This window comes from Streptomyces paradoxus (assembly GCF_014202475.1).
GTDB lineage: Bacteria > Actinomycetota > Actinomycetes > Streptomycetales > Streptomycetaceae > Streptomyces > Streptomyces paradoxus.
In genome coordinates this window covers 179,093-200,221 of sequence record NZ_JACHGV010000005.1, presented here as the reverse complement: position 1 = coordinate 200,221, position 21,129 = coordinate 179,093, and the positions used below count along the sequence as shown (strand labels likewise).

Here is a 21,129-nt window from a genome sequence, read left to right as displayed (position 1 = left end):
TCACCGCACCGAACGGTGCCGCGACCCTCGTGCTCATGGGGACCAGCGTGCTCAGCCTGCGAATAGACCACGACCTGCTCGAACGGCTCCGGCACCATGCCGCGAAAAGCGGAATGAGCGTCCAGGACTATGTCGTCCGGACGCTCATTCGCAATGACTTCGACCAGCGGTTCCAGGCCGCCGTCGAGGAGACGGAGAGGTTCTACGGCTCGTCCGGCTCCGAGGACGAGGATCAGGTCAGACCCAGCGCCGGCATCAGGTAGTAGAACGCGAACACCGCCGCCACCGCGTACATCGCCGGCGGCACCTCCCGGCCCCGCCCGGCCGCCAGCCGCAGCACCACGAAGGTGATGAAGCCCATGCCGATGCCGTTGGTGATCGAGTAGGTGAACGGCATCATCAGCATCGTCACGAAGGCCGGGACGGCGATCGTGTAGTCCGCCCAGTCGATCTCCTTGACGGACCCGGCCAGGATCAGGAAGCCGACCGCGACCAGTGCGGGCGTGGCCGCCTGGGAGGGGACCATCGTGGCGACCGGCGTCAGGAAGAGCGCGGCGGCGAAGAGGCCGCCGGTGACGACGTTCGCGAGGCCGGTCCGGGCACCCTCGCCGACCCCGGCCGTGGACTCGACGAAGGCGGTCGTCGCGGAGGAGGAGCTGGCGCCGCCGGCGGCGACCGCGAGGCCGTCGACGAACAGCACCTTGTTGATGCCGGGCATCTGCCCCTCGCCGTCGGTCAGCTTCGCCTCGTCGGAGACGCCCATGATCGTGCCCATCGCGTCGAAGAAGCACGAGAGCAGCACGGTGAAGACGAAGAGCACGCCGGTGAGCATGCCGACCTTGCCGAAACCGCCGAACAGGCTGACCTGCCCGATCAGCCCGAAGTCGGGGCCGGCGACCGGGTTGCCGGGCCACTTGGGCGTGGTCAGGCCCCAGCTCGGCACCTTGGCGACCGCGTTGATGACGACCGCCAGGACCGTCATGGCGACGATCGAGATCAGGATCGCGCCGGAGACCTTGCGCACGATGAGCGCGAGGGTCAGCAGGACTCCGAGGACGAAGACGAGGACCGGCCAGCCGTTCAGGTGACCGTCGCCGCCCAGCTGGAGCGGGACGGTGGTCTGGGCGGCGTCCGGGATCCGGGAGACGAAGCCCGCGTCGACCAGCCCGATCAGCATGATGAACAGGCCGATACCGATGGAGATGGCCTTGCGCAGCCCGTAGGGCACGGCGTTCATGACGCGCTCGCGCAGCCCCGTCGCCACCAGCAGCATGACCACGAACCCGGCGAGGACCACCATGCCCATCGCGTCCGGCCAGGACATCCGCGGGGCGAGCTGGAGGGCGACCACGGAGTTCACGCCGAGGCCGGCGGCCAGCGCGATCGGGACGTTGCCGATGACGCCCATGAGGAGGGTGGTGAGCGCGGCGGTGAGGGCCGTCGCGGTGACCAGCTGCCCGTTGTCGAGCTGGTGACCGTACATGTCCTTGGCGCTGCCGAGGATGATCGGGTTCAGCACGATGATGTAGGCCATCGCGAAGAAGGTGGCCAGACCGCCCCGTACCTCGCGGGACAGGGTGCTGCCCCGTTCGGAGATCCGGAAGAAGCGGTCGAGTGCGCCGTACGTGCGCCCGGCTCCCGGCTGTTCAGGGGCGGGGACCTTGGCGGGAGCCGAGGAGGACATGTGTTTGGTGTTTCCTACGAAGAGAAGTGGTCAGACATAAACCGTTTCAGTATGAACATATAAGGCTTCGATCGGCCATCTCCGCGCGTAGACCGGATCTCCTCGTAAGCTGTCCCCATGGCGAAGTGGACCCCCAGACACGAGGCGCCGGAGCCCCTGGAGGGCCCCGTGGTCGCCACCATCACCGGCGGCACGATCCTGTGGTTCGTCCTCTTCCTGGTGCAGCTCCCCTTCTACGGCTGGTTCGACGACCACGGCCACACCTGGTGGGTGTGGACCTGCCTGGCCGGCGCCGGACTGGGACTGATCGGCATCTGGTACGTCCGCAAGCGCGACGCCGCGATCAAGCGGTCGGCCACCCAGGACCCGACGGCGTCCCCCACGCCCCAGTAGCCCCGAGCGCACCACAACGAACAGTCAGTCGGGCCGCTCTTCCCGACGAGACACCCGCCCGCCCCCTCCCTACGCTCAGGAGAGGGCGGCGAAACGCTCGAAACCGTCGCGCGGGACCCGCCGCCGGACCGGTGAGGAGCGCAGCGATGACGATGCAGAACAGCGCGGCCGAGGCCGACCGTGCCCTGAAGTCCAAGCACCGGGCGATGTGGGCCCAGGGCGACTACCCGTCCCTGGCCGCCGAGGTCATCCCCGACCTGGGAGCGATCCTGGTCGAGGCGTGCGGGGTGGGCTCCGGCCGGCGGGTGCTCGACGTGGGCGCCGGCTCCGGGAACGCCGCGATCCCGGCGGCCCTGGCCGGCGCGGACGTGGTGGCCTCCGACCTGACCCCCGAGCTGTTCGAGGCCGGCCGGGCGGTGGCCGAGAAGCAGGGCGCGCACCTCACCTGGCGGGAGGCCGACGCCGAGGCCCTGCCCTTCGGGGACGCCGAGTTCGACACCGTGATGTCCTGCGTGGGCGTCATGTTCGCCCCGCACCACCAGCAGGCCGCCGACGAACTCGTCCGGGTCTGCCGTCCCGGCGGCACCATCGGGCTGCTGAACTGGACGCCCCAGGGCTTCATCGGCCGGATGTTCGCCGCGATGAAGCCGTACGCGCCACCGCCCCCGCCCGGAGCCCAGCCGCCCCCGCTGTGGGGGGACGAGGACCATGTCCGCGCCCTCCTCGGCGACCGGGTCACGGACGTCAGCGCCGAGCGCCGCACGGTCCGGGTCGACCGCTTCGCGACGCCGGAGATGTTCCGCGACTACTTCAAGGAGCGCTACGGCCCGACCATCAGCGTCTACAAGAACATCGCCGGCGAGCCCGAACGCACCGCCGCCCTGGACGGCGCCCTGGTGGACCTCGCCCGCGACGGCGACCAGGGCACGGGCTCCGGCGGGACCGTCCTGGAGTGGGAGTACCTGCTGTTCACCGCCCGCCGGACGGGCTGACACCGGGACGTGGCACCGCGGTCCGACGGCGTACAACTGCCGTACGACCACGGCACGAAGTCCGTCCTTCCCAGGTCGGATCTTCGCCGCATTCAGCGGGTGAAGCGGCAAATCCGCACGTACCGTCGAATGCATGACGCATCTCGACGCGGGTGCCCGGCCCGACTCCGCGCGGCCGGTGACGGTCACCTCCCGCGAGACCGGCCTGACCAGTGCTCAGGTCGCCGAACGGGTGGAGCGCGGCCAGATCAACGACGTGCCGGTGCGCAGCAGCCGCTCCACCGTCGACATCGTCCGGGCGAACGTCTTCACCCGCTTCAACGCGATCATCGGCGTGCTGTGGCTGATCATGCTGGTGGTCGCGCCGATCCAGGACAGCCTGTTCGGGTTCGTGATCCTCGCGAACACCGGCATCGGAATCGTCCAGGAGTGGCGGGCGAAGAAGACCCTGGACTCGCTCGCGCTGATCGGCGAGGTCAGGCCGACCGTGCGCCGCGACGGGACCGCCGCGCAGGTCAGCACGTCCGAGATCGTGCTGGACGACCTGATCGAGATCGGGCCCGGGGACAAGGTCGTCGTCGACGGGGTCTGTGTCGAGGCCGACGGTCTGGAGATCGACGAGTCGCTGCTCACCGGCGAGGCCGACCCGGTCGTCAAGCAGCCGGGCGACCAGGTCATGTCGGGCAGCTTCGTGGTCGCGGGCGGCGGGGCCTTCCAGGCGACGAAGGTCGGCCGGGAGGCCTACGCCGCCCAGCTCGCCGAGGAGGCCTCGCGCTTCACCCTCGTCCAGTCCGAGCTGCGGTCGGGCATCTCCACGATCCTCAAGTACGTCACGTGGATGATGGTCCCGACCGCGATCGGCCTGGTCATCAGCCAGCTGATCGTGAAGGAGAAGGGCTTCGACGACTCCGTCGCCCGCACGGTCGGCGGCATCGTCCCGATGGTCCCCGAGGGGCTGGTCCTGCTCACCTCGGTCGCCTTCGCCATCGGCGTGATCCGTCTCGGCCGCAAGCAGTGCCTGGTGCAGGAGCTGCCCGCGATCGAGGGGCTGGCCCGCGTCGACACGGTCTGCCTCGACAAGACCGGCACCCTCACCGAGGGCGGCATGGACGTCACCGAGCTGCGGCCGCTCCAGGGCGCCGACGAGACGTACGTACGCAAGGTGCTCGGCGCGCTCGGCGCGTCGGACCCGCGGCCGAACGCCTCCCTGAAGGCGATCATCGACACCTACCCGGCCGTCGAGGACTGGCGGTGCACCGAGGCGCTGCCGTTCTCCTCGGCCCGCAAGTACAGCGGCGCCGCGTTCAGCGAGGGCGACGGGCAGGCCGGCCGCTGGCTGCTGGGCGCGCCCGACGTGCTGCTGGCGGAGGACGATCCGGCCCTGGCCGAGACCGGGCGGCTGAACGAGCAGGGCCTGAGGGTGCTGCTGCTCGCCCGGGTCGCGCGGGACCTGGACGACCCCGAGGTGACGAAGGGGGCGAAGCCCACCGCCCTGGTCGTGCTGGAGCAGCGGCTGCGGCCGGACGCCGCCGACACCCTGCGCTACTTCGCCGACCAGAACGTCCGCGCCAAGGTCATCTCCGGCGACAACGCGGTCTCGGTCGGCGCGGTCGCCGCCAAGCTCGGCCTGTCCGGCACCACCGTGGACGCGCGGCGGCTGCCCGCCGAGCGGGACGGGATGGCCGAGGCCCTCGACGGCGGCACGGTGTTCGGGCGGGTCACCCCGCAGCAGAAGCGGAACATGGTGGGTGCGCTGCAGTCCCACGGGCACACGGTCGCGATGACCGGTGACGGGGTGAACGACGTGCTCGCCCTGAAGGACGCCGACATCGGCGTGGCGATGGGCTCCGGCTCGGAGGCGACCCGGGCGGTCGCGCAGATCGTGCTGCTGAACAACAGCTTCGCCACGCTGCCGTCGGTGGTCGCCGAGGGGCGCCGGGTCATCGGCAACATCACGCGGGTGGCGACGCTGTTCCTCGTCAAGACGGTCTACTCGGTGCTGCTGGCCGTGCTGGTGGTGTGCTCGCAGGTGGAGTACCCGTTCCTGCCGCGCCATCTGACCCTGCTGTCCACGCTGACCATCGGCATCCCGGCGTTCTTCCTCGCGCTCGCGCCCAACAAGGAGCGCGCGAAGCCGAACTTCGTGCGGCGGGTCATGCGGTACGCGATCCCGGGCGGGGCCGTGGCGGCGGGGGCGACCTTCGCGACGTATCTCATCGCCCGGGAGCACTACACGGGTGCGGGTGCGCTGGACGCGGAGACGAGTGCGGCGACGCTCACGCTGTTCGTCATCTCGATGTGGGTGCTGGCGATCATCGCCCGGCCCTACACCTGGTGGCGGATCGCCCTGGTCGCCTCCATGGCGGGGGCGTTCCTGGTGGTGCTGGTCGTGCCGTGGCTGCAGCACTTCTTCGCGCTGAAGCTGGTGGGGATGACGATGCCGTGGATCGCGGTCGGCATCGCGGCGGTGGCGGCGGCCGCCCTGGAACTGCTGTGGAGGTGGGTGGACCGCCGCTTCCCCGCGTAGCCGGTGCTACTTCACGTCGACGTAGTCGCCCGTGGCGTTGACCGCCGGGGTGGTCGTCGTGCCGGCGAAGCTGAAGCGCCAGTAGCCGTCGTACGCGGCCGTGGCGGTGGCCTTCACGTTGCCGTACTGGTCGGAGTACACCGTCTTGAGCGTGGTGTACGTGCTGGTGCCCGCCTTGCGGAACTGCAGCTTGACCGGCTGGTTGGTGTAGCCGTGGTAGGCGTTGTCCTCCCAGTTGGCGCGGGACAGCTTGCCGGTGGACGTGATCGTCTTGCCCTTGTAGACGGGCTCGGGGCCGGCGTTGACCGTCAGCTTGGAGTAGCGCTGGACCTTGGTGGTGCCCAGGCCGCCCTGCGACTTCTCGGCGCCGTCGCTGGTGACGGCGAGGGCACCGGCGCCCCAGGTGCCGGCGTCGGAGTTGAACAGGTCGCCGTCGGCCGGGCGGATGTTGATGACGCCCTTGCAGTTGAGGACCGTGGACGAGGCGGCGGTGCAGGTGGCCGGGTCGTCACTGATCAGGACGTTGTCCGCGGCGTCGAGCGAGGAGCCGTGGTAGATCAGCGGGCCGGTGGCGAAGTTGTCGGAACCGGTGTCGAGGTCCGCGGCGTGCGTCACGGTGAAGGTGACGGGGAAGCTCACCACGTTGGTGGTGCCGACGACGATGTTCTTGCCGCTGTTGACCTTCACGTTGGAGAAGGTGACGTCGAGCGTCGACTCGGTGGTGGCCGCGCCCGCGTCGGCCGCGGCGGAGCTGAACGCCTGCTTGCCGGACGGGGCGTCGGCGGCCTGGGCGGCGGGCACGACGAGGGCGGAGAGGGCCAGGGCGCCGGAGACGGCGGCCACGGTGGCTCGGATGTGCATGTGTTTCCCCAGGTGGAGAAGTGATCTAGGAGTCTGTTGACTCACGCGATCAGATCCACGAGCCCCCGTTGGGGTTGTACGGCGCGGGCCGGGTTTTGCCGTCTCATCCGTAACGTTTGACACAGGCGTGACATATGCCCAGCGGAAAACGGCGCCGCCGGCCCCGGCATGGTTCTCCGGGACCGGCGGTGTCGTGGTGTGGACGGTCGCTGCGGGCGGTGTTATCGCACGTCGACGAAGTCACCCGCGGCGTTGATCGCCGGGGTGGTCGTGGTGCCCGCGAAGGAGTAGCGGAAGTAGCCGTCCGCCGAGGCCTTGACGGTGGTCTTCAGCTCGCCCGTGGAGTTGGACGTGATGGTCTTGACCGTGGTGTAGGTGTCGCTGCCCTTCTTGCGGAACTGCAGCTTGACCGGCTGGTTGGTGTAGCCGTGGTAGGCGTTGTCCTCCCAGTTGGCGCGGGACAGCTTGCCGGTGACCGTGATGGTCTTGCCCTTCATCACCGGCTCCGGCGAGGCGTTGACCGTCAGCTTGGAGGCCCGCTGGACCTTGGCCGTCTTGTAGGCCTCGCGGATCACGTAGTCGCCGTCGTTACCGGCGGCGGCGGCCCACACCTTCCAGGTACCGGCCAGGATGTTGCTGTAGACGTTCTCGTTCGGGTCGGCGATCAGCGTGACCTTGCAGGTGGCGGTGGTCGCGCTGGAGTTGGTGCAGTTGCCGACCTGCTCGTCGTCCAGGCTCTCCGGCGCGATCGCGCCGTCGGCGCTGTCGGTGTCCGGGCCGTGCCACAGCATCGCGAAGGCGTCCTGGATGCCCTCCGGGTCGGTGGCCGTCACGGAGACGGTGAAGGACTTCTTGACGGTCGTGCCGACCACGATGTTCTTGCCGCCGTTGACGGTCACACCCGTGATCTTGGTGTCGCCCAGGGACTCGTCCGCCGGGGCGGCGGCGGTGAACGGCGTGGCCTTCGAGGTGGACGGGACCAGCGACGCCAGGTCGGGCGTCCGGTTGTCCGCCTGCGCGGCCGGCATGGCGAGGGCGGAAAGGGCCAGGGCGCCGGTGACGGCGGCCACGGTGGCTCGGATACGCATGCGTTCTCCAGGTGGAGAGGGGCCCCGGTGCTCGTCGTCGGCTCTCGGGGCCCAAGTGATCGTGGAGTCTGTTGACTCACGTGATCAGATACCTGAGGGATGCGCTTGGTTGTACGAACGGTGAAAGATTTGTGCGGGGATTTTCACCCAACGGCCATACCGGGAGAGCCGGTTAGTCGAACCACCGGTCCCGCGCCAGCTCCTGCGTCCTGGACGGGTCCTCCAGCAGTGCCGCCACCTCGAACCGCCGCGGCCACTGCCCCGCCGCCCAGGCGAGTCCCGCCGCGACACCCTCCAGGGTGGCGGCGTGCAGGACGCCGTCGTCGGTGAGGCGCCAGTCGATCTCCACGCCGTCCACGACGAGTTCCTCGTGCTCCACGTAGAAGGACGGGGTCCGCCGGCCGAGCAGCACCCGCACCGGTTCCGGCACGTCGTGCTCCGTGCCCTCGGAGGTGACCTCCCCGGTGACGGACTCGCTCAGCCGCCGCACCTGGAACAGTTCGGCCAGCTCGGCGGCGCGCGACGGCGGTACGGGAAGCAGGGGGACACCGGACGTGAACGGCAGCAGGTCGGGCGAATCGCAGACCACCGCGTCGGCCGCGTCCACGACCTCCACCCGGCCGTCGGTGACGGCCCGCAGGTCGTCCGGCAGGGTCACCTGCTCCGGGTCCAGTTCGGCCAGGGACCCGTACAGGGCGTGCAGTTGAGCGCCCGTCACCTCCAGCTCGGGGTCGGCGAGCCGGTCGAGCAGTTCGGCGGCGCCGCCGGGCTCGTCCAGCAGCGCGGCGACGGACGTCCGTACGCCCAGCGCCCGCAGCACCTGTTCGTCCTCGAACCCGGTCGCGTCGGCCTCGTCGTACAGCCCGCGCAGCAGCGGGTCGCCGCCGGAGGCCCGCAGACCGGCCGGGCGGCGGCCGTCGAGCACGGGGTTCCCGCGCAGCCACCACGCGGTGTACGGCCGGACGACCTCGTGCGTGCCGTCCGGCAGCAGGATCCGCACGGGCTGCACGATGGCGTCCCGCAGCGGCGGCCGGGACAGCAGGGCCAGCGCCTGCGCCCACTTGTCCTCGTCCACGAGGTCCAGGTCCCGCACGGCGATGATCTCGGTGGCGACCGGTGGCACCGGGCTGTCCGGGAAGCGGTCGAGGATGTCCTCGCACCACACGTCGACGGCGTCCAGCAGGCCCGCGTCGTCCGGCTCGGCGAAGTCGGTGTCGCCGGGCTCCAGTTCGTCCGGGTCGAGGACGACGTCGGTGGCGCGGACCACCGCGAAGTTCACCAGGACACCGCAGGCGGCGAGCGGCTGCTCGCCCCACTTCGCGGCCAGCTCGGCGTCCACGGAGGCGAGTTCACCCTCGCGCATGACCTGGGCGAAGGGGCCGCCGGGGAAGACGAGTTCGCAGGCCGGGGCCGGTTCGCCGTCCTCGTCGGGCAGCGCGAGCGCGCCGAGCCAGGGCTCGTCACCGGGCTCCAGGGCGGCGTCCCGCACCAGGGCGAGCACGGTGTCGGCCAGTTCGTCGGCGTCGAGGGAGTCCTCCTCCCAGTTCACCCCGCCGTCGTCGTCCAGGGACGCGGCGACGGCGGCCCGGACCTGCGGGGTGGTCAGGACGGCCCGCGGCGTGGCGGGCAGGGCGCCGAGCTTCTCCAGGAGGGGGTGGGCGGCGTCCGGGTGGGCGACCTTCAGGCCGAGCCGGGCCAGCACCTCGGGGTCGGTCCGGCCGGCCTCCGCGCCGGGCAGCAGGACCTGCCGGGGACCGATGGTCGTACGGCCGTCGGCGAGCGGGACCGGGAGGCCCGACAGGCGGTCCGGGTCGATCCCGGCCAGGCTGTCGTAGAGCCGCCGCCACCAGCCGGGTTCCTTCTCCAGACCGGCGAGGCGGTCGACGGCGTCGGTCAGCGGGACGCGGGCGACGCCCAGGGTCCGCAGCTGGGCGCGCCGTTCCAGCCCGGCGGGCAGGAGGGTGGGCAGCACCTCGGCGAGCACTCGCACGGTGTCCGCGCCCGCGCCCTCGACGACCTCGGCGTCCCGCGGCCGCAGCGACTCGGGCACCTCCTCGCCGTCCTCCGCTTGTGGCTCTACCGCGGGCGGCAGGAAGGACGTGCGCGGCAGCCGGTCCAGGATCGCCTGGCGCAGGGCGCCGTCCAGCTCGCCCCTGCCGAGCGGGCCGGGCACGAGGTCGATGATCCCGGTGGTCACCGGCCGCCAGGCGCCGAGGAGTTCGGCATAGGAGTCGGCCGCGCGCTGGACGAGGAAGTCGGTCAGCGGGCCGGGGGCGGCGTGCCGGCGGGTGGAGTCCAGCGGGAACGAGGCGATGAGCAGGGCCGGGACGCCGAGCGGTTCGTCGCTCGGGGTGGGGGCGTGCACGACCGCGCTGGTGCGGGGCCTGGCCGGGCTGCCGTCGCTGTCCACGGGCACGGCCCAGGTGACGGACCAGTGGGGCCGCAGCCGCTCCTCGACGGGCCGGTCGGCGAGGAGGTCGGGGGTGAGGGGGCCCTGGGCGGCGGCGGTGCGCCAGTGGGTGACGCCGTGGGCGGAGTCGTCGACGACGGTGAAGGCACCGTCGCTGCGGCGGGTGAGGGTCCGCGGGCTCTCCCCGTTGATCTCGACGACGAGCTCTTCGAGTCCGGGGAGGGTGAGCAGCAGGGCGTCGTCGACGGCCCGCAGGAGACGCTCGGCGAGATCGGCGGCGGCCGCGTCACGCAGCGGCAGGATGACGGCGGTGTCGTACGGGGCGGGGGCGGTGCCCTCGGCGGCGTACGGCAGCCGCAGCAGGGGTACGTGGCCGTCGCGGCGCCGGACCTCGTCCCCGAGGCCGGGGCTGTGCCGGGCGGTGTCGGCGGCCAGTGCCCTGGCCTCGGCGAGCGACCACCGCACACCGCCGTGCCGGCCGACGACGGCGGGCTCGTCGGTGACGGAGAGCACGGCGGCGAAGCCGACACCGAACCGCCCCACGGAGGACGTGTCCCGTGTGTCCCGCTTGGCCGAGGCCCGCAGCGTGGACAGCGACTCGACGCCGGCCGCGTCCAGCGGGGCGCCGGTGTTGGCGGCGACGAGCACCCCGTCGCGCAGGGTGAGCCGCAGCCGCCCCGGCACCCCGGCCCGGGCCGCGGCGTCGGCGGCGTTCTGGGCGAGTTCCACGACGAGCCGGTCGCGGTAGCCGCCGAGGACGAGGTCCTCCTCGGCGTTGGCGTCCTCACGGAACCGGGCGGGGCTGGTGGCCCAGGCGTCGAGGACACCGCGCCGCAGACGGGCGGTACCGAACGGATCGGCCCCCTCGGCGGCGGGCCGCACGAACTTGCTGCTCACGTTCCGTTCCTTCTCCTCGTGGACGTGAGGACGAAGGTACCGCCTGCGGAGCACCCACCGTGCGCCCGCCCGACGCGGGCGGCCGGCCCTACGAGTGCCCCAGTTCCTCCGTGTCCTGGTCCGCCGTCGGTGTCACCGAGCCTGAGTCCGGCGACGGGCGCAGCGGGAAGGGGTCGACCCGGGTCTCGTCGATGACCGGGGCGGGCGGCTGGGGCGGCCGGGGCATGACGGCGGCCTCGGAGTGGCCGCCGCAGCCGTAGGCGAGGGAGACCAGGCGGCCGTCGGCCGGGGAGAACTCGTTGGCGCAGGCGCCGAAGGCCTGGCCGAGGGAGCCCCCGATGGGGACGAGGAAGCCGCAGCTGACGCAGGCCGCGGGGGCCGACTGGGCCATGGGGGTCTTGGGGCCGAACGCCTCCTCCCAGCGGTCGGCCGCGGTGTGCAGGCCGTAGCGGGACAGGACGCGGGCGCGGCGCATGCCCAGTTCCTCGGCGACCGCCGGGATCGAGCCGCGCAGCGGGGCGACCGTGAAGCCGGACGAGGGGCCCGTGGTGAGGTCCGCGTCCTCCGCCTCCACCAGGTCGGCCATCTCGTGCGATACGGGGACGTTCGGGGCGGGCTCGTCCTCGCCCGTGTAGCCCGGCTCCAGCCGCAGGTCCTCGGCGTCGGTGGGCAGCAGATCGCCCGGACCCATGTCGCCGGGACGCAGCCGCTCGCTCCACGGCACCCACTCGGGGGCGAGCACCGCGTCCGGACCGGGCAGCAGCGCCGCCTCGTCCACCGTGACGATCTTCGCGCGGGACGCCCTGGCCACCGTCACGGCCCAGCGCCAGCCCCGGTACCCGAGCTCGCGGCACTCGAAGAAGTGGGTGACGACGCGGTCCCCCTCGGAGACCAGACCCACGTGTTCCCCGACGATTCCCGGCGCGGCGGCCTCCTCGGCTGCGGCGCGTGCGAGGTCGACGGCCTCGGCGCACAGGCGGTCAGGGGTGCGGCTTCGCGTTGTCGCTGCGCTCACAGGTATCGCTTCTCTCCATACGCCGTCTCACGAGTGCGCCACTCCCAGCGCGGGGGCGGACGGAGCGGACCGGGGGACCGCGTCGACATCCTTCATCCATTTTGCGGGATGGCTGAGATACGCACGCTACCCTTCCGCCCCACGTCGCGTACACCGACGGTCCTGTTGCGCCGCCCACCGGACCGTGAGCCGCCGCCCCGGACAGTCACCCCACAGGCCCTATACAAGCGGTAATGGCACTACCCACAGCCTTATCGGGGCACTATGACGACGTGGCAGCCGCGAAGACACCCCCGGGCGCCACCGGGACCGGTGGGTCGAAAGGGGTCAAGGGAAGCAGCCGACTGAACGGACCGGGCCGTCTGGGCGGCTCCCTCCGTGCGGTCGGCCGTGCCCTGCACTTCCCCGTGACCGGCACCGCCCGCGGCATCCGCAAGGCGACCCACGCGCACGGCGCCGGCGAGTCCGGCCTCGGCAAGCTGATCGAACTGCACGGCGTGAACGGCGCCGGCGACGTCATGATCACCGTCGCCCTCGCCTCCACGGTCTTCTTCTCGGTGCCCACCGACGAGGCCCGCGGCCGCGTCGCCCTGTACCTCGCCATCACCATGGCGCCCTTCACCCTCCTCGCGCCCGTCATCGGCCCGCTCCTCGACCGCATCCCGCACGGCCGCCGCGCCGCGATGGCCGGCGCGATGCTGGCCCGGGCGCTGCTCGCGATCGTCCTGTCCGGCGCGGTCGTCAGCGGCGGCCTGGAGCTGTACCCGGCCGCGCTCGGCGTCCTCGTCTCGTCGAAGGCGTACGGCGTGGTCAGAAGCGCGGTCGTGCCCCGGCTGCTGCCTCCGCGCTTCTCCCTGGTGAAGGCCAACTCGCGCGTCACCCTCGGCGGTCTCCTCGCCACCGGCATCGCCGCGCCCATCGGCGCCGGGCTCCAGCAGATCGGTCCGCGCTGGCCCCTTTTCGGCGCCTTCGTGCTCTTCGTGGCGGGGACGATCCTGTCGTTCACGCTGCCGCCGAAGGTGGACTCCGCCAAGGGCGAGGACCGCGCCCTGCTGGCGGCGGACGAGCAGCACCTGCACGGGCCGCACCGGCAGCCGGTCAAGCGCCCCGGGCTGCGCACGGTCGGTCCGGCCGTCACCCACGCGCTGGCCGCCAACGCCGCCATCCGCTGCCTGACCGGGTTCCTGATCTTCTTCCTGGCGTTCCTGCTGCGCGAGCACCCGGTCTCCGGCCAGAGCGCCGCGGTGTCGCTGGGGATAGTGGCCGTCTCGGCGGGTGTGGGCAACGCGCTCGGCACGGCCGTCGGGGCGTGGCTGCGCTCCCGGGCACCGGAGATCATCATCGTGACGGTCGTGGCCTGCGTGGCGGGTGCGGCGATCACGGCCGCGGTGTTCTTCAGCGCGGCCCTGGTGGCCGCGCTGGCCGCCGTCGCCGGGTTCGCCCAGGCCCTGGCCAAGCTCTCCCTGGACGCGCTGATCCAGCGGGACGTGCCGGAACTGGTCCGGACGTCGGCCTTCGCGCGCTCCGAGACCCTGCTGCAGATGTCCTGGGTGCTGGGCGGGGCGGTCGGCATCGTGATGCCGCTCAACGGCACGGCCGGGCTGGCGGTGGGCGCCGCCATCGTCGGCACCGGGTGGCTGACGACCGTACGGGGGCTGCTGGATTCGGCCCGGCGCGGGGGCACGGGCCGGGCGCGCGTGGCGTAGGGCCGGGTGGGGGCCCTTCTGATGGATCTGCCAGGGAGCCGTACCCCGCGTGGGCGGTGCGACCCGAGGGCCCGATAGCCTTCGCCCATGAACACGTTGCAATCCGTTGTGCGACGCCGCCGCGCCGTCGCCGTCGCCGGCGTCGTATCCGCCGGACTGCTCGTCCTGTCGGCCTGTGACAAGCCGACTCCGATGGCCACGGTCACCGTGGGCAGCGACTCGGTGAACTCCGAGGCCACCTGCGGTGGCGAGGGCGACGCCCTGAAGCAGTCCGATCTCGCGGGGTGCCTGAAGGACAAGGGCATCAAGAGCATCTCCGTCGACCCCGACGAGACGGTGCGCTTCGGTGTCGACCCCGAGATCGCCGACAAGGGCTGGACGATCCTGATGAACGGTCAGCCGCTGACCGACTCCAGCACGAAGACGTACCGCACGATCCCGGGCAGCGTGTTCTTCAACGCCCAGTACGGCGCGCAGGGCAACTCGACGCTGGTCTCCATCAAGGAGGGCGAGAAGGACGCGTCCGGCCTCTGGAACTTCAAGCTCAAGAAGGACGCCTGATCGCTGCCGCTGGGCTCGGCCGGGTCCTCGTAGCCACCGCCGTTCCCGTGGAGCGGGACGCGGTGGCCAGGGCTTGCCCCGGTGACAGCGGCATCGAGGTGATCGCCGTCGGTGTCGGGCCCGCTCTCGCGGCCGCCGGGACCGCGTCCGCCCTCACCGCCGCCGCCCTGCGGGGCGAGCCCTACCGCCTCGTCGTGTCCGCCGGGATCGGGGGCGGGTTCCAGCCCGGGGCGCCACTGGGGTCGCTGGTCGTCGCCGACGGAATCGTCGCGGCCGATCTGGGGGCCGAGACCGAGGACGGCTTCGTGCCGGTCACCGAGCTCGGCTTCGGCACCGTCAGGCACCAGCCGCCCGCGGATCTCGTACGGCGGGTCGCGGAGGCCGCCGGGGCCCGGACCGGGGCCGTGCTCACGGTGTCGACGGTCACCGGGACGGCTGCCCGGGCCGCCGCCCTGCGGGAGCGGCACCCCACCGCCCTCGCCGAGGCCATGGAGGGTTTCGGCGTCGCCGAGGCCGCCGCCGCGCAGGGGGTGCCCGTGCTGGAGATCCGGGCGATCTCCAATCCCGTCGGGCCGAGGGACCGCGCCGCCTGGCGCATCCCGGACGCTCTGGCAGCCTTGACCGAGGGGTTCGGGAAGCTCACCGCCGTACTGGAGGGTTGGAACCGGCATGACAGTTGAGCAGCTGCAGATCGCGTACTCGCCCTGCCCGAACGACACCTTCGTCTTCGACGCCCTGGCCCATGACCGCGTGCCGGGTGCCCCCGCCCTCGACGTGACCTTCGCCGACATCGACGTCACCAACGGCATGGCCGAGCGCGGCGAGTTCGACGTGCTGAAGGTGTCGTACGCCGTGCTGCCCTACGTCCTCGACGACTACGCCCTGCTGCCCTGCGGGGGCGCGCTGGGGCGGGGCTGCGGGCCGCTGGTCCTGACGCGGGAGGCGGGCCGGGAGCTTGGGGGACTCACCGGCCGGACCGTCGCCGTGCCGAGCGAGAAGTCGACGGCCTACCTGCTGTTCCGGCTGTGGGCCGCGGACACCGTGGCCGACGGGGTGGGCGAGGTCGTCGTCATGCCGTTCCACGAGATCATGCCGGCCGTGCGGGACGGCAAGGTCGACGCCGGCCTCGTGATCCACGAGGCGCGCTTCACGTACCGGAACTACGGGCTGCACAAGCTCGCCGACATGGGCGAGCACTGGGAGAACACCACCGGACTGCCGATCCCGCTGGGCGCGATCATCGCCAAGCGGTCGCTGGGCGAGCAGAAGCTGCGGCTGCTCGCCGACTCCATCCGCACGTCCGTGCGCGCCGCCTGGGACGATCCCGAGGTGTCCCGGCCGTACGTCATGGAACACGCCCAGGAGATGGATCCGGCCGTCGCCGATCAGCACATCGGGCTGTACGTCAACGAGTTCACCGCCGGCCTCGGCGAGGACGGCTACGCGGCCGTGCGCGGGCTGCTCACCCGCGCGGCGGCCGAAGGGCTCGTACCGCCCCTCGGCCCGGACGCACTGCGTTTTCCCTGAGGCCTCAGACGTCCAGCTGGTCGGCGACCGCGCGCAGCAGGCCGGCGATCTTCTTGCCGGCCGTCTTCTCGGGGTAGCGGCCCCGCTCCAGCATCGGCGTGATGTTCTCCAGGAGCGTCGTCAGGTCCTGGACGATCGAGGCCAGCTCGTCGGGCTTCTTGCGGGTCGCGGCGGCGACGGACGGGGTCGGGTCCAGGATCGCCAGGGACAGCGCCTGGTCGCCGCGCTGTCCGGCGACCACGCCGAACTCCACGCGCTGACCGGGCTTGAGCGTGTCGACTCCGGCGGGGAGGACGGAGGAATGGACGAAGACGTCACCGCCGTCGTCGCGGGAGAGAAAGCCGAAGCCCTTCTCGCTGTTGAACCACTTGACCTTGCCGGTAGGCACGTCTGTCCTCGTCCTCGTACTCGTCGGAAAACTGCTTCTGGAAACGGCTCTTGATAGCACTCGGGCGGGTCGTACGGACCCGCCGGTACCCAGGCTAATGCTCTTGCAGCCGGTGACAAGACGTCACCCGGTTGTTCCTTCGCGCTGGGAACTACCCTGGTCGGGTGCGTGACAAAACCCAAACGAATTCCGCCGCTCCCGGTGACCGCCTCGTCCGTGCCGGAGCCGTCGTCTTCTTCATCGGCGCTGTGGCCACACTGGTCACGGTCGCCCCGTTGTTCCTCGGGACGACTCCCTTTCCGACGTACATGTTCGGATTGAGCATGCTCATGGCGGTCGGATTCCTGATGGCCGGAGCGGGAGTGCTGCGTTCCGTCGCGGCGGGCCGGCGTCAGGCGCGCGCGGGACGGTAGTCCGAAAGCCACCGCGGGAATTCGGTCAGGTCGGTGAGGACCACGTCCGCGCCCGCCGCGCGCAGTTCTTCCGGAGGGCAGGGGCCGGTCGCCACCCCGACCGAGAGCGCCCCGGCGGCCCGGGCGCCGCGCACGTCCCCGACGTGGTCGCCGACGTAGACCCCCGCGTCGTGTTCGCGCAGCGCCTCCGCCTTCTGCTCGGCCCACAGGTCGCCGATGACGGCGTCGGGCTCGATGCGGAGGTGGGCGAGGTGCAGTTTGGCGTTGGGCTCGTACTTGGCGGTGACGACTATCGCGCGTCCGCCGGCCTCCCGTACGGCCGCGATGGCCTCCCGGGCGCCGGTCAGCGCCGGGGTCGCGGCGATGGCGATCGTCGGGTACATCTCCCGGTACAGGTCCGCGACGGCCGCGACCTCCTCGGCCGGGAACCAGTTGATCAGCTCCTCCGCCAGCGGCGGCCCGAGCCGCGTGACCGCCAGGTCGGCGTCGATGTACGTCCCCGTCCGCTCCGACAGTGCCTGGTAGCAGGCCCGGATGCCGGGACGGGAGTCGATGAGGGTCATGTCGAGGTCGAAGCCGACGGTGAGTGCGGGCGGGGTCTTGAAGGCCATATGGGCCATTGTGCCCAGAGGGTGTGAACGACAGGCGTCCGGCTGTGGCGGCCCTAGCGCGTGCGCTGCGAGCGCCACACCAGGAACAGGGCCGACGCCACCGCCGCTCCCCGCACCACCCACGGCCAGGTCTCGGCCACCGCGGCGTTCATGTGGCCCTCGGCGATCGGTTCGCCCCAGCGGCCGTTCATCCGGCCCCACAGCCACACCAGGCCCCCCGCCACGGAGAGGCCGGGCAGGATCACCACCGCCCACTTCGTCTCGGTCTGGGACAGGCGGCGTGAGGCGTAGGCGATGAGCCAGCCGAGCAGGAGGACGAACCAGTTGCCGAGCACGGCACCGGCGACCAGGAGTGCGGCGGCGGCCAGGAGGAGCGGGTTGCTCCAGCTCCCGGAGGGCAGGCGCGGCAGACGGCGGCGGCTCCCCGCCTCGGCCACCTCCGCCGCCTCGACGACCGGCTCCGCTTCCTCGGCGTCCGGCTTCTCCTTCTCCGGCTTCCGCGGCGCCGGCGGCTTCAGCAGGTCCGGCAGCTCCACGCCACCCACGAAGCCCGGCACCTCGTCGCCCACGCCGAAGGGACTGCTGTCCACCCGCCACCAGTCCGGCTGGACCGCACTGTCGCCCAGTTCGTGCCCGGCGGCCAGGTGCGGCGGGGCCGGGCCGTCGGACGGCGCGGGCTGGGGCTCGGCGGGCCGCGCCGGGCGGGGACGCGGCACGACGCGCCGCACGGCGCCCTTCGCCCGCTCCTGCGGCGCGGCCTCGCGCTGCACCGGGACGGCGGCGGGAGCGGCACCGTACGGCTCACCGCCCGTGCCGCCCGCCGCGGCGGTCACGACATCGTCGGGGCTGCCCAGCCGGGACAGGATGCGGCGGACGGCGGCGGGCGAGTCGACGGTGGCCTTCGCACGGCGCTTGTCGATCTCGTTGCGCAGGTCCGCGACCAGTCGCATACGGGTGGCCGACGACAACTGCCGCTGCTGGGCCACGTCGCCGACGCGGCTCAGATACTCGTAAACGACCTGGTCGCTCTCAATCCCCACGAAGTCCCCTCCGGGGCGGGTGCGTTGCGTGACGCCGTCGGACGACGGTACCGCGAGGACCGGCAGAGCGGCCAAAAGCCCGTCCCGCGTCCGGGGGAGGCGAGGCCGCTCACAGTCGGCCCGGCCGCCGGGGGCGACCCGCTACCGTGGACCGGATGAGCACCGAGGACAGGCCCCCGGCCCCCCGCTCCCTCGCGGAAGCGCTCCGCGCGCGGGGCGACGCCGCGCTGGGCGCGCTCCTGCGCAGCCGCCCGGATCTCATCACGCCCGTCCCCACCGACCTCACCCAGCTCGCGACCCGCGCCGGCACCCGAGCCTCGGTCGTGCGGGCCCTGGAGCGGCTGGACCGGTTCGCGCTGCAGACGGCGGAGGCGCTGGCCGTGGCGGCGGACCCGGCGACGTACGGCGAACTGCTCGGGCTCATGGCCGGGGACGCCCCCGACCCGGCCGTCGTCGCGGCCCTGCCGCACGCCGTCGACCTGCTGCGCGAGCAGGCCCTGGTCTGGGGCGCCGACGACCGGCTGCGGCTGGTCCGCACGGCGCGTGAGCTGCTGGCCCCCTCCCCGCAGCACCCCTCGCCGACGGGGCTCGGTCCGACGGTCCAGGAGGCCACCGCCGGGATGTCGCCGGGGCGGATCCAGGAGATCGTCACGGCCGCCGGGCTGGCCTCGACGCACGACTCGGTCTCCGCGGTGACCGCCCTGGCCGGGCTGTTCACGGACCGGGCCCGGATGGCCGCGCTGCTCGCCGACGCCCCGGCCGACTCCCTGGACGTGCTGGAACGCCTGGTGTGGGGGCCGCCGTACGGGCAGGTCACCGCCGATCCGGCGCCCCGGCTGCGCTGGCTGCTGGACCGCGGGCTGCTGCTTCCGACGGCGCCCGGGACGGTCGTCCTGCCGCGCGAGGTCGCCCTGCACCTGCGGCGCGGCCTGGCGCACCGGACGCCCGAGCCGGTGCCGCCGGTCGTGGAGGCGGCGGCCGTTCACCGTCCACAGGTTGTGGACAGCGCCGCGGCCGGACAGGCGTACACCGCGCTCGCGACCGTCGAGGAGTTGCTGAAGGACTGGGACGAGGGCGGGCCGGCGGTGCTGCGGGCCGGCGGGCTGAGCGTGCGGGACCTGAAGCGGACCGCGGTCGCCCTCGACGTGCCCGAGCCGGCCGCCGCGTTCTGGGTGGAGCTTGCGTACGCGGCGGGCCTGATCGCCTCGGACGGCGAGGCCGACGAGCGGTACGCGGCGACCCCGGCGTACGACGAGTGGCTGGAGCAGCCGCCCGCCGAGCGCTGGTCGCGGCTGGTCACGGCCTGGCTGGCGGCGACCCGCACGGCCGGTCTCGTGGGCGGGCGGGACGCCAAGGACCGTACGCTGTCGGCGCTCGGGCCGGGCCTGGACCGCTCGGCGGCGCCCGAGGTGCGGCACCGGGTGCTGGCGCTGCTGGCCGGGCTGCCGGAGGGCGCCGCCCCGGCCGCCGGGTCGGTGCTGGCCCGGCTGCGCTGGGAGCGGCCGCTGCGCGGCGACCGGCGGGAGGACGACCTGCGCGGCCGGCTCGCCGAGTGGGCCCTGTCCGAGGCGGAACTGCTGGGCGTCACGGGCCGGGGCGCGCTGTCGGCCCAGGGCCGGGCGCTGCTGGGCGCGCCCGCGGCTCCCGCGCCGGGCCCGGAGGCGGAACCGTCGGGGCCGGGGGACAAGCTGCCCGTCCACCACCACCGCACCGCACCGCTCGCTCCCCTCTCCCCCGCCGAGCAGGCCGTCGCCTCCGCCGCCGCGGCCCGGCTGCTGGCGCCGCTGCTGCCCGAGCCGCTGGACCACGTGCTGCTCCAGGCCGACCTGACGGCCGTGGCGCCCGGGCCCCTGCGGCGGCCGCTCGCGGACATGCTGGGTGTGCTGGCGGACGTCGAGTCCAAGGGCGGGGCGACCGTCTACCGGTTCACGCCCGGCTCGGTGCGGCGGGCGCTGGACGCCGGGCAGGCCGCCTCCGACCTGCACGCCTTCCTCGCCGCGCACTCCCGCACGCCGGTGCCGCAGCCGCTGGCGTACCTGATCGACGACGTGGCCCGGCGGCACGGCCATCTGCGGGTCGGCGCGGCCTCGGCGTACGTGCGCTGCGACGACGACGCGGTGCTCAGCGAGATCCTCGCCGACAAGCGGGCCGCCGGGCTCGGGCTGCGGCGGCTCGCGCCGACCGTGCTGGCCGCGCAGGCCGACCCGGCCGGGCTGCTGGAGGGCCTGCGGGCCATGGGGTTCGCGCCGGCCGCCGAGTCCGCCGAGGGCGATGTGCTGATCACCCGCGCCCTGGCCCACCGCACCCCGCCCCGCACCGCGCCCGAGCCGGTCCCGGACGGCCCGCCGGTCCCCGACGGCACCCTCCTCGCGGCCGCGCTGCGCGCCATCCGGGCCGGCGACCTCGCCTCCACCGCCCCGCGCAAGCCCGGCGCGGCTCCGGCGGCCCAGGGCGAACTGCCCCGCACCGGTGCGGCCGAGACCCTCGCCACCATGCAGGCCGCCGTCCTCACCGGCGAGGCCCTGTGGATCGGCTACGTCAACGCCGAGGGCGCCGCCAGCCAGCGGGTCATCGCCCCGGTCCGCGTCGAGGGCGGCTTCGTCACGGCGTTCGACCACACAGCGGACGAGGTCCGTACGTATCCGCTGCACCGGATCACCGGGGTCGCGGAGCTCGCCGACGACGCGGGCTGACGGCCGCTCGCGGCCCGTATCACCCGTTCGGGTGCAGGCGGGCGTTCATACACGCCACGCCGGGGGTGTCCCACGCGCGGGCGACCTTCCCGGGCGTGCCGCATCACGCCGTGTGCGCGGGGGCAGCCACCGGGTGTCCTGTGAGCTCCGCCGAAAGGAAGTCCTCCGCATGCGCGTTATCCGCCGAGTCGCCGCCGTCCTCGCCACCGTCGCCCTGATGACGTTCGGGGGGCTCGTCACCCCGGCCTCCGCGGTGGGCATCGATGTCGCCGGCCTCGTCCTGGAGACACCGCAGATCTGATCCGCTCCCGCGCACCCGTCGG

Annotated in this window: 19 protein-coding genes; 11 read left to right on the top strand and 8 right to left on the bottom strand. The window is 72.9% G+C overall.

What is annotated here, in order from left to right; translation table 11 throughout:
- The first annotated feature begins 35 nt into the window (after nt 1-35).
- The gene (locus HNR57_RS18570) at nt 36-263 is read left to right on the top strand and encodes a ribbon-helix-helix protein, CopG family (protein WP_184561121.1); all 228 of its coding nucleotides are present in this window, start codon (nt 36-38) and stop codon (nt 261-263) included.
- Here the strand turns inward: HNR57_RS18570 and HNR57_RS18565 are convergent.
- Entirely contained in the window at nt 233-1,684 is a 1,452-nt protein-coding gene (locus HNR57_RS18565) for an NCS2 family permease (protein WP_184561120.1), read from the bottom strand. The two genes, HNR57_RS18570 and HNR57_RS18565, sit on opposite strands and share 31 nt — an antisense overlap.
- 117 nt (nt 1,685-1,801) lie before the next feature.
- Between HNR57_RS18565 and HNR57_RS18560 the strand changes: the two genes are divergently transcribed.
- The 3 genes from HNR57_RS18560 (at nt 1,802) to HNR57_RS18550 (ending at nt 5,596) form a co-directional block, all read left to right on the top strand.
- Complete coding sequence (locus tag HNR57_RS18560) at nt 1,802-2,077, top strand: DUF2530 domain-containing protein (protein WP_184561119.1); 276 nt, start codon at nt 1,802-1,804, stop codon at nt 2,075-2,077.
- A gap of 146 nt (nt 2,078-2,223) precedes the next feature.
- A complete protein-coding gene (locus HNR57_RS18555; RefSeq protein WP_184561118.1) occupies nt 2,224-3,069 on the top strand; it encodes a class I SAM-dependent methyltransferase in 846 nt (281 codons plus the stop codon).
- A 133-nt stretch (nt 3,070-3,202) separates the two neighbouring features.
- Nucleotides 3,203-5,596: an HAD-IC family P-type ATPase gene (locus HNR57_RS18550; protein WP_184561117.1), complete on the top strand. Its 2,394-nt coding sequence runs from the start codon at nt 3,203-3,205 to the stop codon at nt 5,594-5,596.
- Between the two features lie 6 nt (nt 5,597-5,602).
- Here HNR57_RS18550 and HNR57_RS18545 read toward each other — a convergent pair whose 3' ends face one another.
- From HNR57_RS18545 to HNR57_RS18530, 4 genes are all read right to left on the bottom strand, one after another.
- Nucleotides 5,603-6,457: a hypothetical protein gene (locus tag HNR57_RS18545; protein ID WP_184561116.1), complete on the bottom strand. Its 855-nt coding sequence runs from the start codon at nt 6,455-6,457 to the stop codon at nt 5,603-5,605.
- A gap of 221 nt (nt 6,458-6,678) precedes the next feature.
- The gene (locus HNR57_RS18540; RefSeq protein WP_184561115.1) at nt 6,679-7,545 is read right to left on the bottom strand and encodes a DUF5707 domain-containing protein; all 867 of its coding nucleotides are present in this window, start codon (nt 7,543-7,545) and stop codon (nt 6,679-6,681) included.
- Nucleotides 7,546-7,717: 172 nt separating this feature from the next.
- Nucleotides 7,718-10,852 carry a sacsin N-terminal ATP-binding-like domain-containing protein gene (locus HNR57_RS18535; protein ID WP_184561114.1) on the bottom strand — a complete coding sequence of 1,045 codons (3,135 nt, stop codon included), beginning with the start codon at nt 10,850-10,852 and terminating at the stop codon, nt 7,718-7,720.
- Between the two features lie 88 nt (nt 10,853-10,940).
- A complete protein-coding gene (locus HNR57_RS18530) occupies nt 10,941-11,867 on the bottom strand; it encodes a DUF3027 domain-containing protein (protein ID WP_184561113.1) in 927 nt (308 codons plus the stop codon).
- Between the two features lie 272 nt (nt 11,868-12,139).
- On the opposite strand from HNR57_RS18530, the gene HNR57_RS18525 reads away from it, so the two are divergent.
- The 4 genes from HNR57_RS18525 to HNR57_RS18510 all read left to right on the top strand — a co-directional run bounded on the left by HNR57_RS18525 (nt 12,140) and on the right by HNR57_RS18510 (nt 15,661).
- The gene (locus HNR57_RS18525) at nt 12,140-13,573 is read left to right on the top strand and encodes an MFS transporter (RefSeq protein ID WP_184561112.1); all 1,434 of its coding nucleotides are present in this window, start codon (nt 12,140-12,142) and stop codon (nt 13,571-13,573) included.
- 87 nt (nt 13,574-13,660) lie between these two features.
- On the top strand, nt 13,661-14,134 hold the full coding sequence (locus HNR57_RS18520; RefSeq protein WP_181361449.1) for a DUF2771 domain-containing protein: 474 nt from the start codon (nt 13,661-13,663) through the stop codon (nt 14,132-14,134).
- Nucleotides 14,104-14,814 carry a futalosine hydrolase gene (locus tag HNR57_RS18515; RefSeq protein WP_184561437.1) on the top strand — a complete coding sequence of 237 codons (711 nt, stop codon included), beginning with the start codon at nt 14,104-14,106 and terminating at the stop codon, nt 14,812-14,814. Before HNR57_RS18520 ends, HNR57_RS18515 begins: the two co-directional genes overlap by 31 nt.
- On the top strand, nt 14,804-15,661 hold the full coding sequence (locus HNR57_RS18510) for a 1,4-dihydroxy-6-naphtoate synthase (protein ID WP_184561111.1): 858 nt from the start codon (nt 14,804-14,806) through the stop codon (nt 15,659-15,661). The genes HNR57_RS18515 and HNR57_RS18510 overlap by 11 nt, the downstream gene beginning before the upstream one ends.
- 4 nt (nt 15,662-15,665) lie before the next feature.
- On the opposite strand, the gene HNR57_RS40290 is transcribed toward HNR57_RS18510, so the two are convergent.
- Nucleotides 15,666-16,049: a cold-shock protein gene (locus HNR57_RS40290; protein WP_033312231.1), complete on the bottom strand. Its 384-nt coding sequence runs from the start codon at nt 16,047-16,049 to the stop codon at nt 15,666-15,668.
- Nucleotides 16,050-16,213: 164 nt separating this feature from the next.
- Here HNR57_RS40290 and HNR57_RS18500 point away from each other — a divergent pair, with 164 nt between their 5' ends.
- A complete protein-coding gene (locus tag HNR57_RS18500) occupies nt 16,214-16,462 on the top strand; it encodes a hypothetical protein (RefSeq protein WP_039932946.1) in 249 nt (82 codons plus the stop codon).
- Here the strand turns inward: HNR57_RS18500 and HNR57_RS18495 are convergent.
- Nucleotides 16,441-17,082 carry an HAD family hydrolase gene (locus tag HNR57_RS18495; RefSeq protein ID WP_376772264.1) on the bottom strand — a complete coding sequence of 214 codons (642 nt, stop codon included), beginning with the start codon at nt 17,080-17,082 and terminating at the stop codon, nt 16,441-16,443. The two genes, HNR57_RS18500 and HNR57_RS18495, sit on opposite strands and share 22 nt — an antisense overlap.
- Nucleotides 17,083-17,126: 44 nt before the next feature.
- Nucleotides 17,127-18,113 (bottom strand): hypothetical protein, encoded by a 987-nt coding sequence (locus HNR57_RS18490; RefSeq protein WP_184561109.1) that lies wholly within the window; start codon nt 18,111-18,113, stop codon nt 17,127-17,129.
- A 155-nt stretch (nt 18,114-18,268) separates the two neighbouring features.
- On the opposite strand from HNR57_RS18490, the gene HNR57_RS18485 reads away from it, so the two are divergent.
- Both HNR57_RS18485 and HNR57_RS40285 read left to right on the top strand, forming a co-directional pair.
- Entirely contained in the window at nt 18,269-20,806 is a 2,538-nt protein-coding gene (locus HNR57_RS18485; protein ID WP_184561108.1) for a helicase C-terminal domain-containing protein, read from the top strand.
- Between the two features lie 169 nt (nt 20,807-20,975).
- Nucleotides 20,976-21,107 (top strand): hypothetical protein, encoded by a 132-nt coding sequence (locus HNR57_RS40285; RefSeq protein ID WP_281403892.1) that lies wholly within the window; start codon nt 20,976-20,978, stop codon nt 21,105-21,107.
- Nucleotides 21,108-21,129: the final 22 nt, after the last annotated feature.

Excerpts from the sequence above, each read along its gene's own strand:
- HNR57_RS18565 (WP_184561120.1), bottom strand. The coding sequence starts at position 1,684 with ATGTCCTCCTCGGCTCCCGCCAAGGTCCCCGCCCCTGAACAGCCGGGA.
- HNR57_RS18555 (WP_184561118.1), top strand. The coding sequence starts at position 2,224 with ATGACGATGCAGAACAGCGCGGCCGAGGCCGACCGTGCCCTGAAGTCC.
- HNR57_RS18520 (WP_181361449.1), top strand. The coding sequence starts at position 13,661 with ATGAACACGTTGCAATCCGTTGTGCGACGCCGCCGCGCCGTCGCCGTC.
- HNR57_RS18560 (WP_184561119.1), top strand. The coding sequence starts at position 1,802 with ATGGCGAAGTGGACCCCCAGACACGAGGCGCCGGAGCCCCTGGAGGGC.
- HNR57_RS18540 (WP_184561115.1), bottom strand. The coding sequence starts at position 7,545 with ATGCGTATCCGAGCCACCGTGGCCGCCGTCACCGGCGCCCTGGCCCTT.
- HNR57_RS40285 (WP_281403892.1), top strand. The coding sequence starts at position 20,976 with ATGCGCGTTATCCGCCGAGTCGCCGCCGTCCTCGCCACCGTCGCCCTG.
- HNR57_RS18495 (WP_376772264.1), bottom strand. The coding sequence starts at position 17,082 with ATGGCCCATATGGCCTTCAAGACCCCGCCCGCACTCACCGTCGGCTTC.
- HNR57_RS18550 (WP_184561117.1), top strand. The coding sequence starts at position 3,203 with ATGACGCATCTCGACGCGGGTGCCCGGCCCGACTCCGCGCGGCCGGTG.
- HNR57_RS18570 (WP_184561121.1), top strand. The coding sequence starts at position 36 with ATGGGGACCAGCGTGCTCAGCCTGCGAATAGACCACGACCTGCTCGAA.
- HNR57_RS18545 (WP_184561116.1), bottom strand. The coding sequence starts at position 6,457 with ATGCACATCCGAGCCACCGTGGCCGCCGTCTCCGGCGCCCTGGCCCTC.
- HNR57_RS18485 (WP_184561108.1), top strand. The coding sequence starts at position 18,269 with ATGAGCACCGAGGACAGGCCCCCGGCCCCCCGCTCCCTCGCGGAAGCG.
- HNR57_RS18510 (WP_184561111.1), top strand. The coding sequence starts at position 14,804 with ATGACAGTTGAGCAGCTGCAGATCGCGTACTCGCCCTGCCCGAACGAC.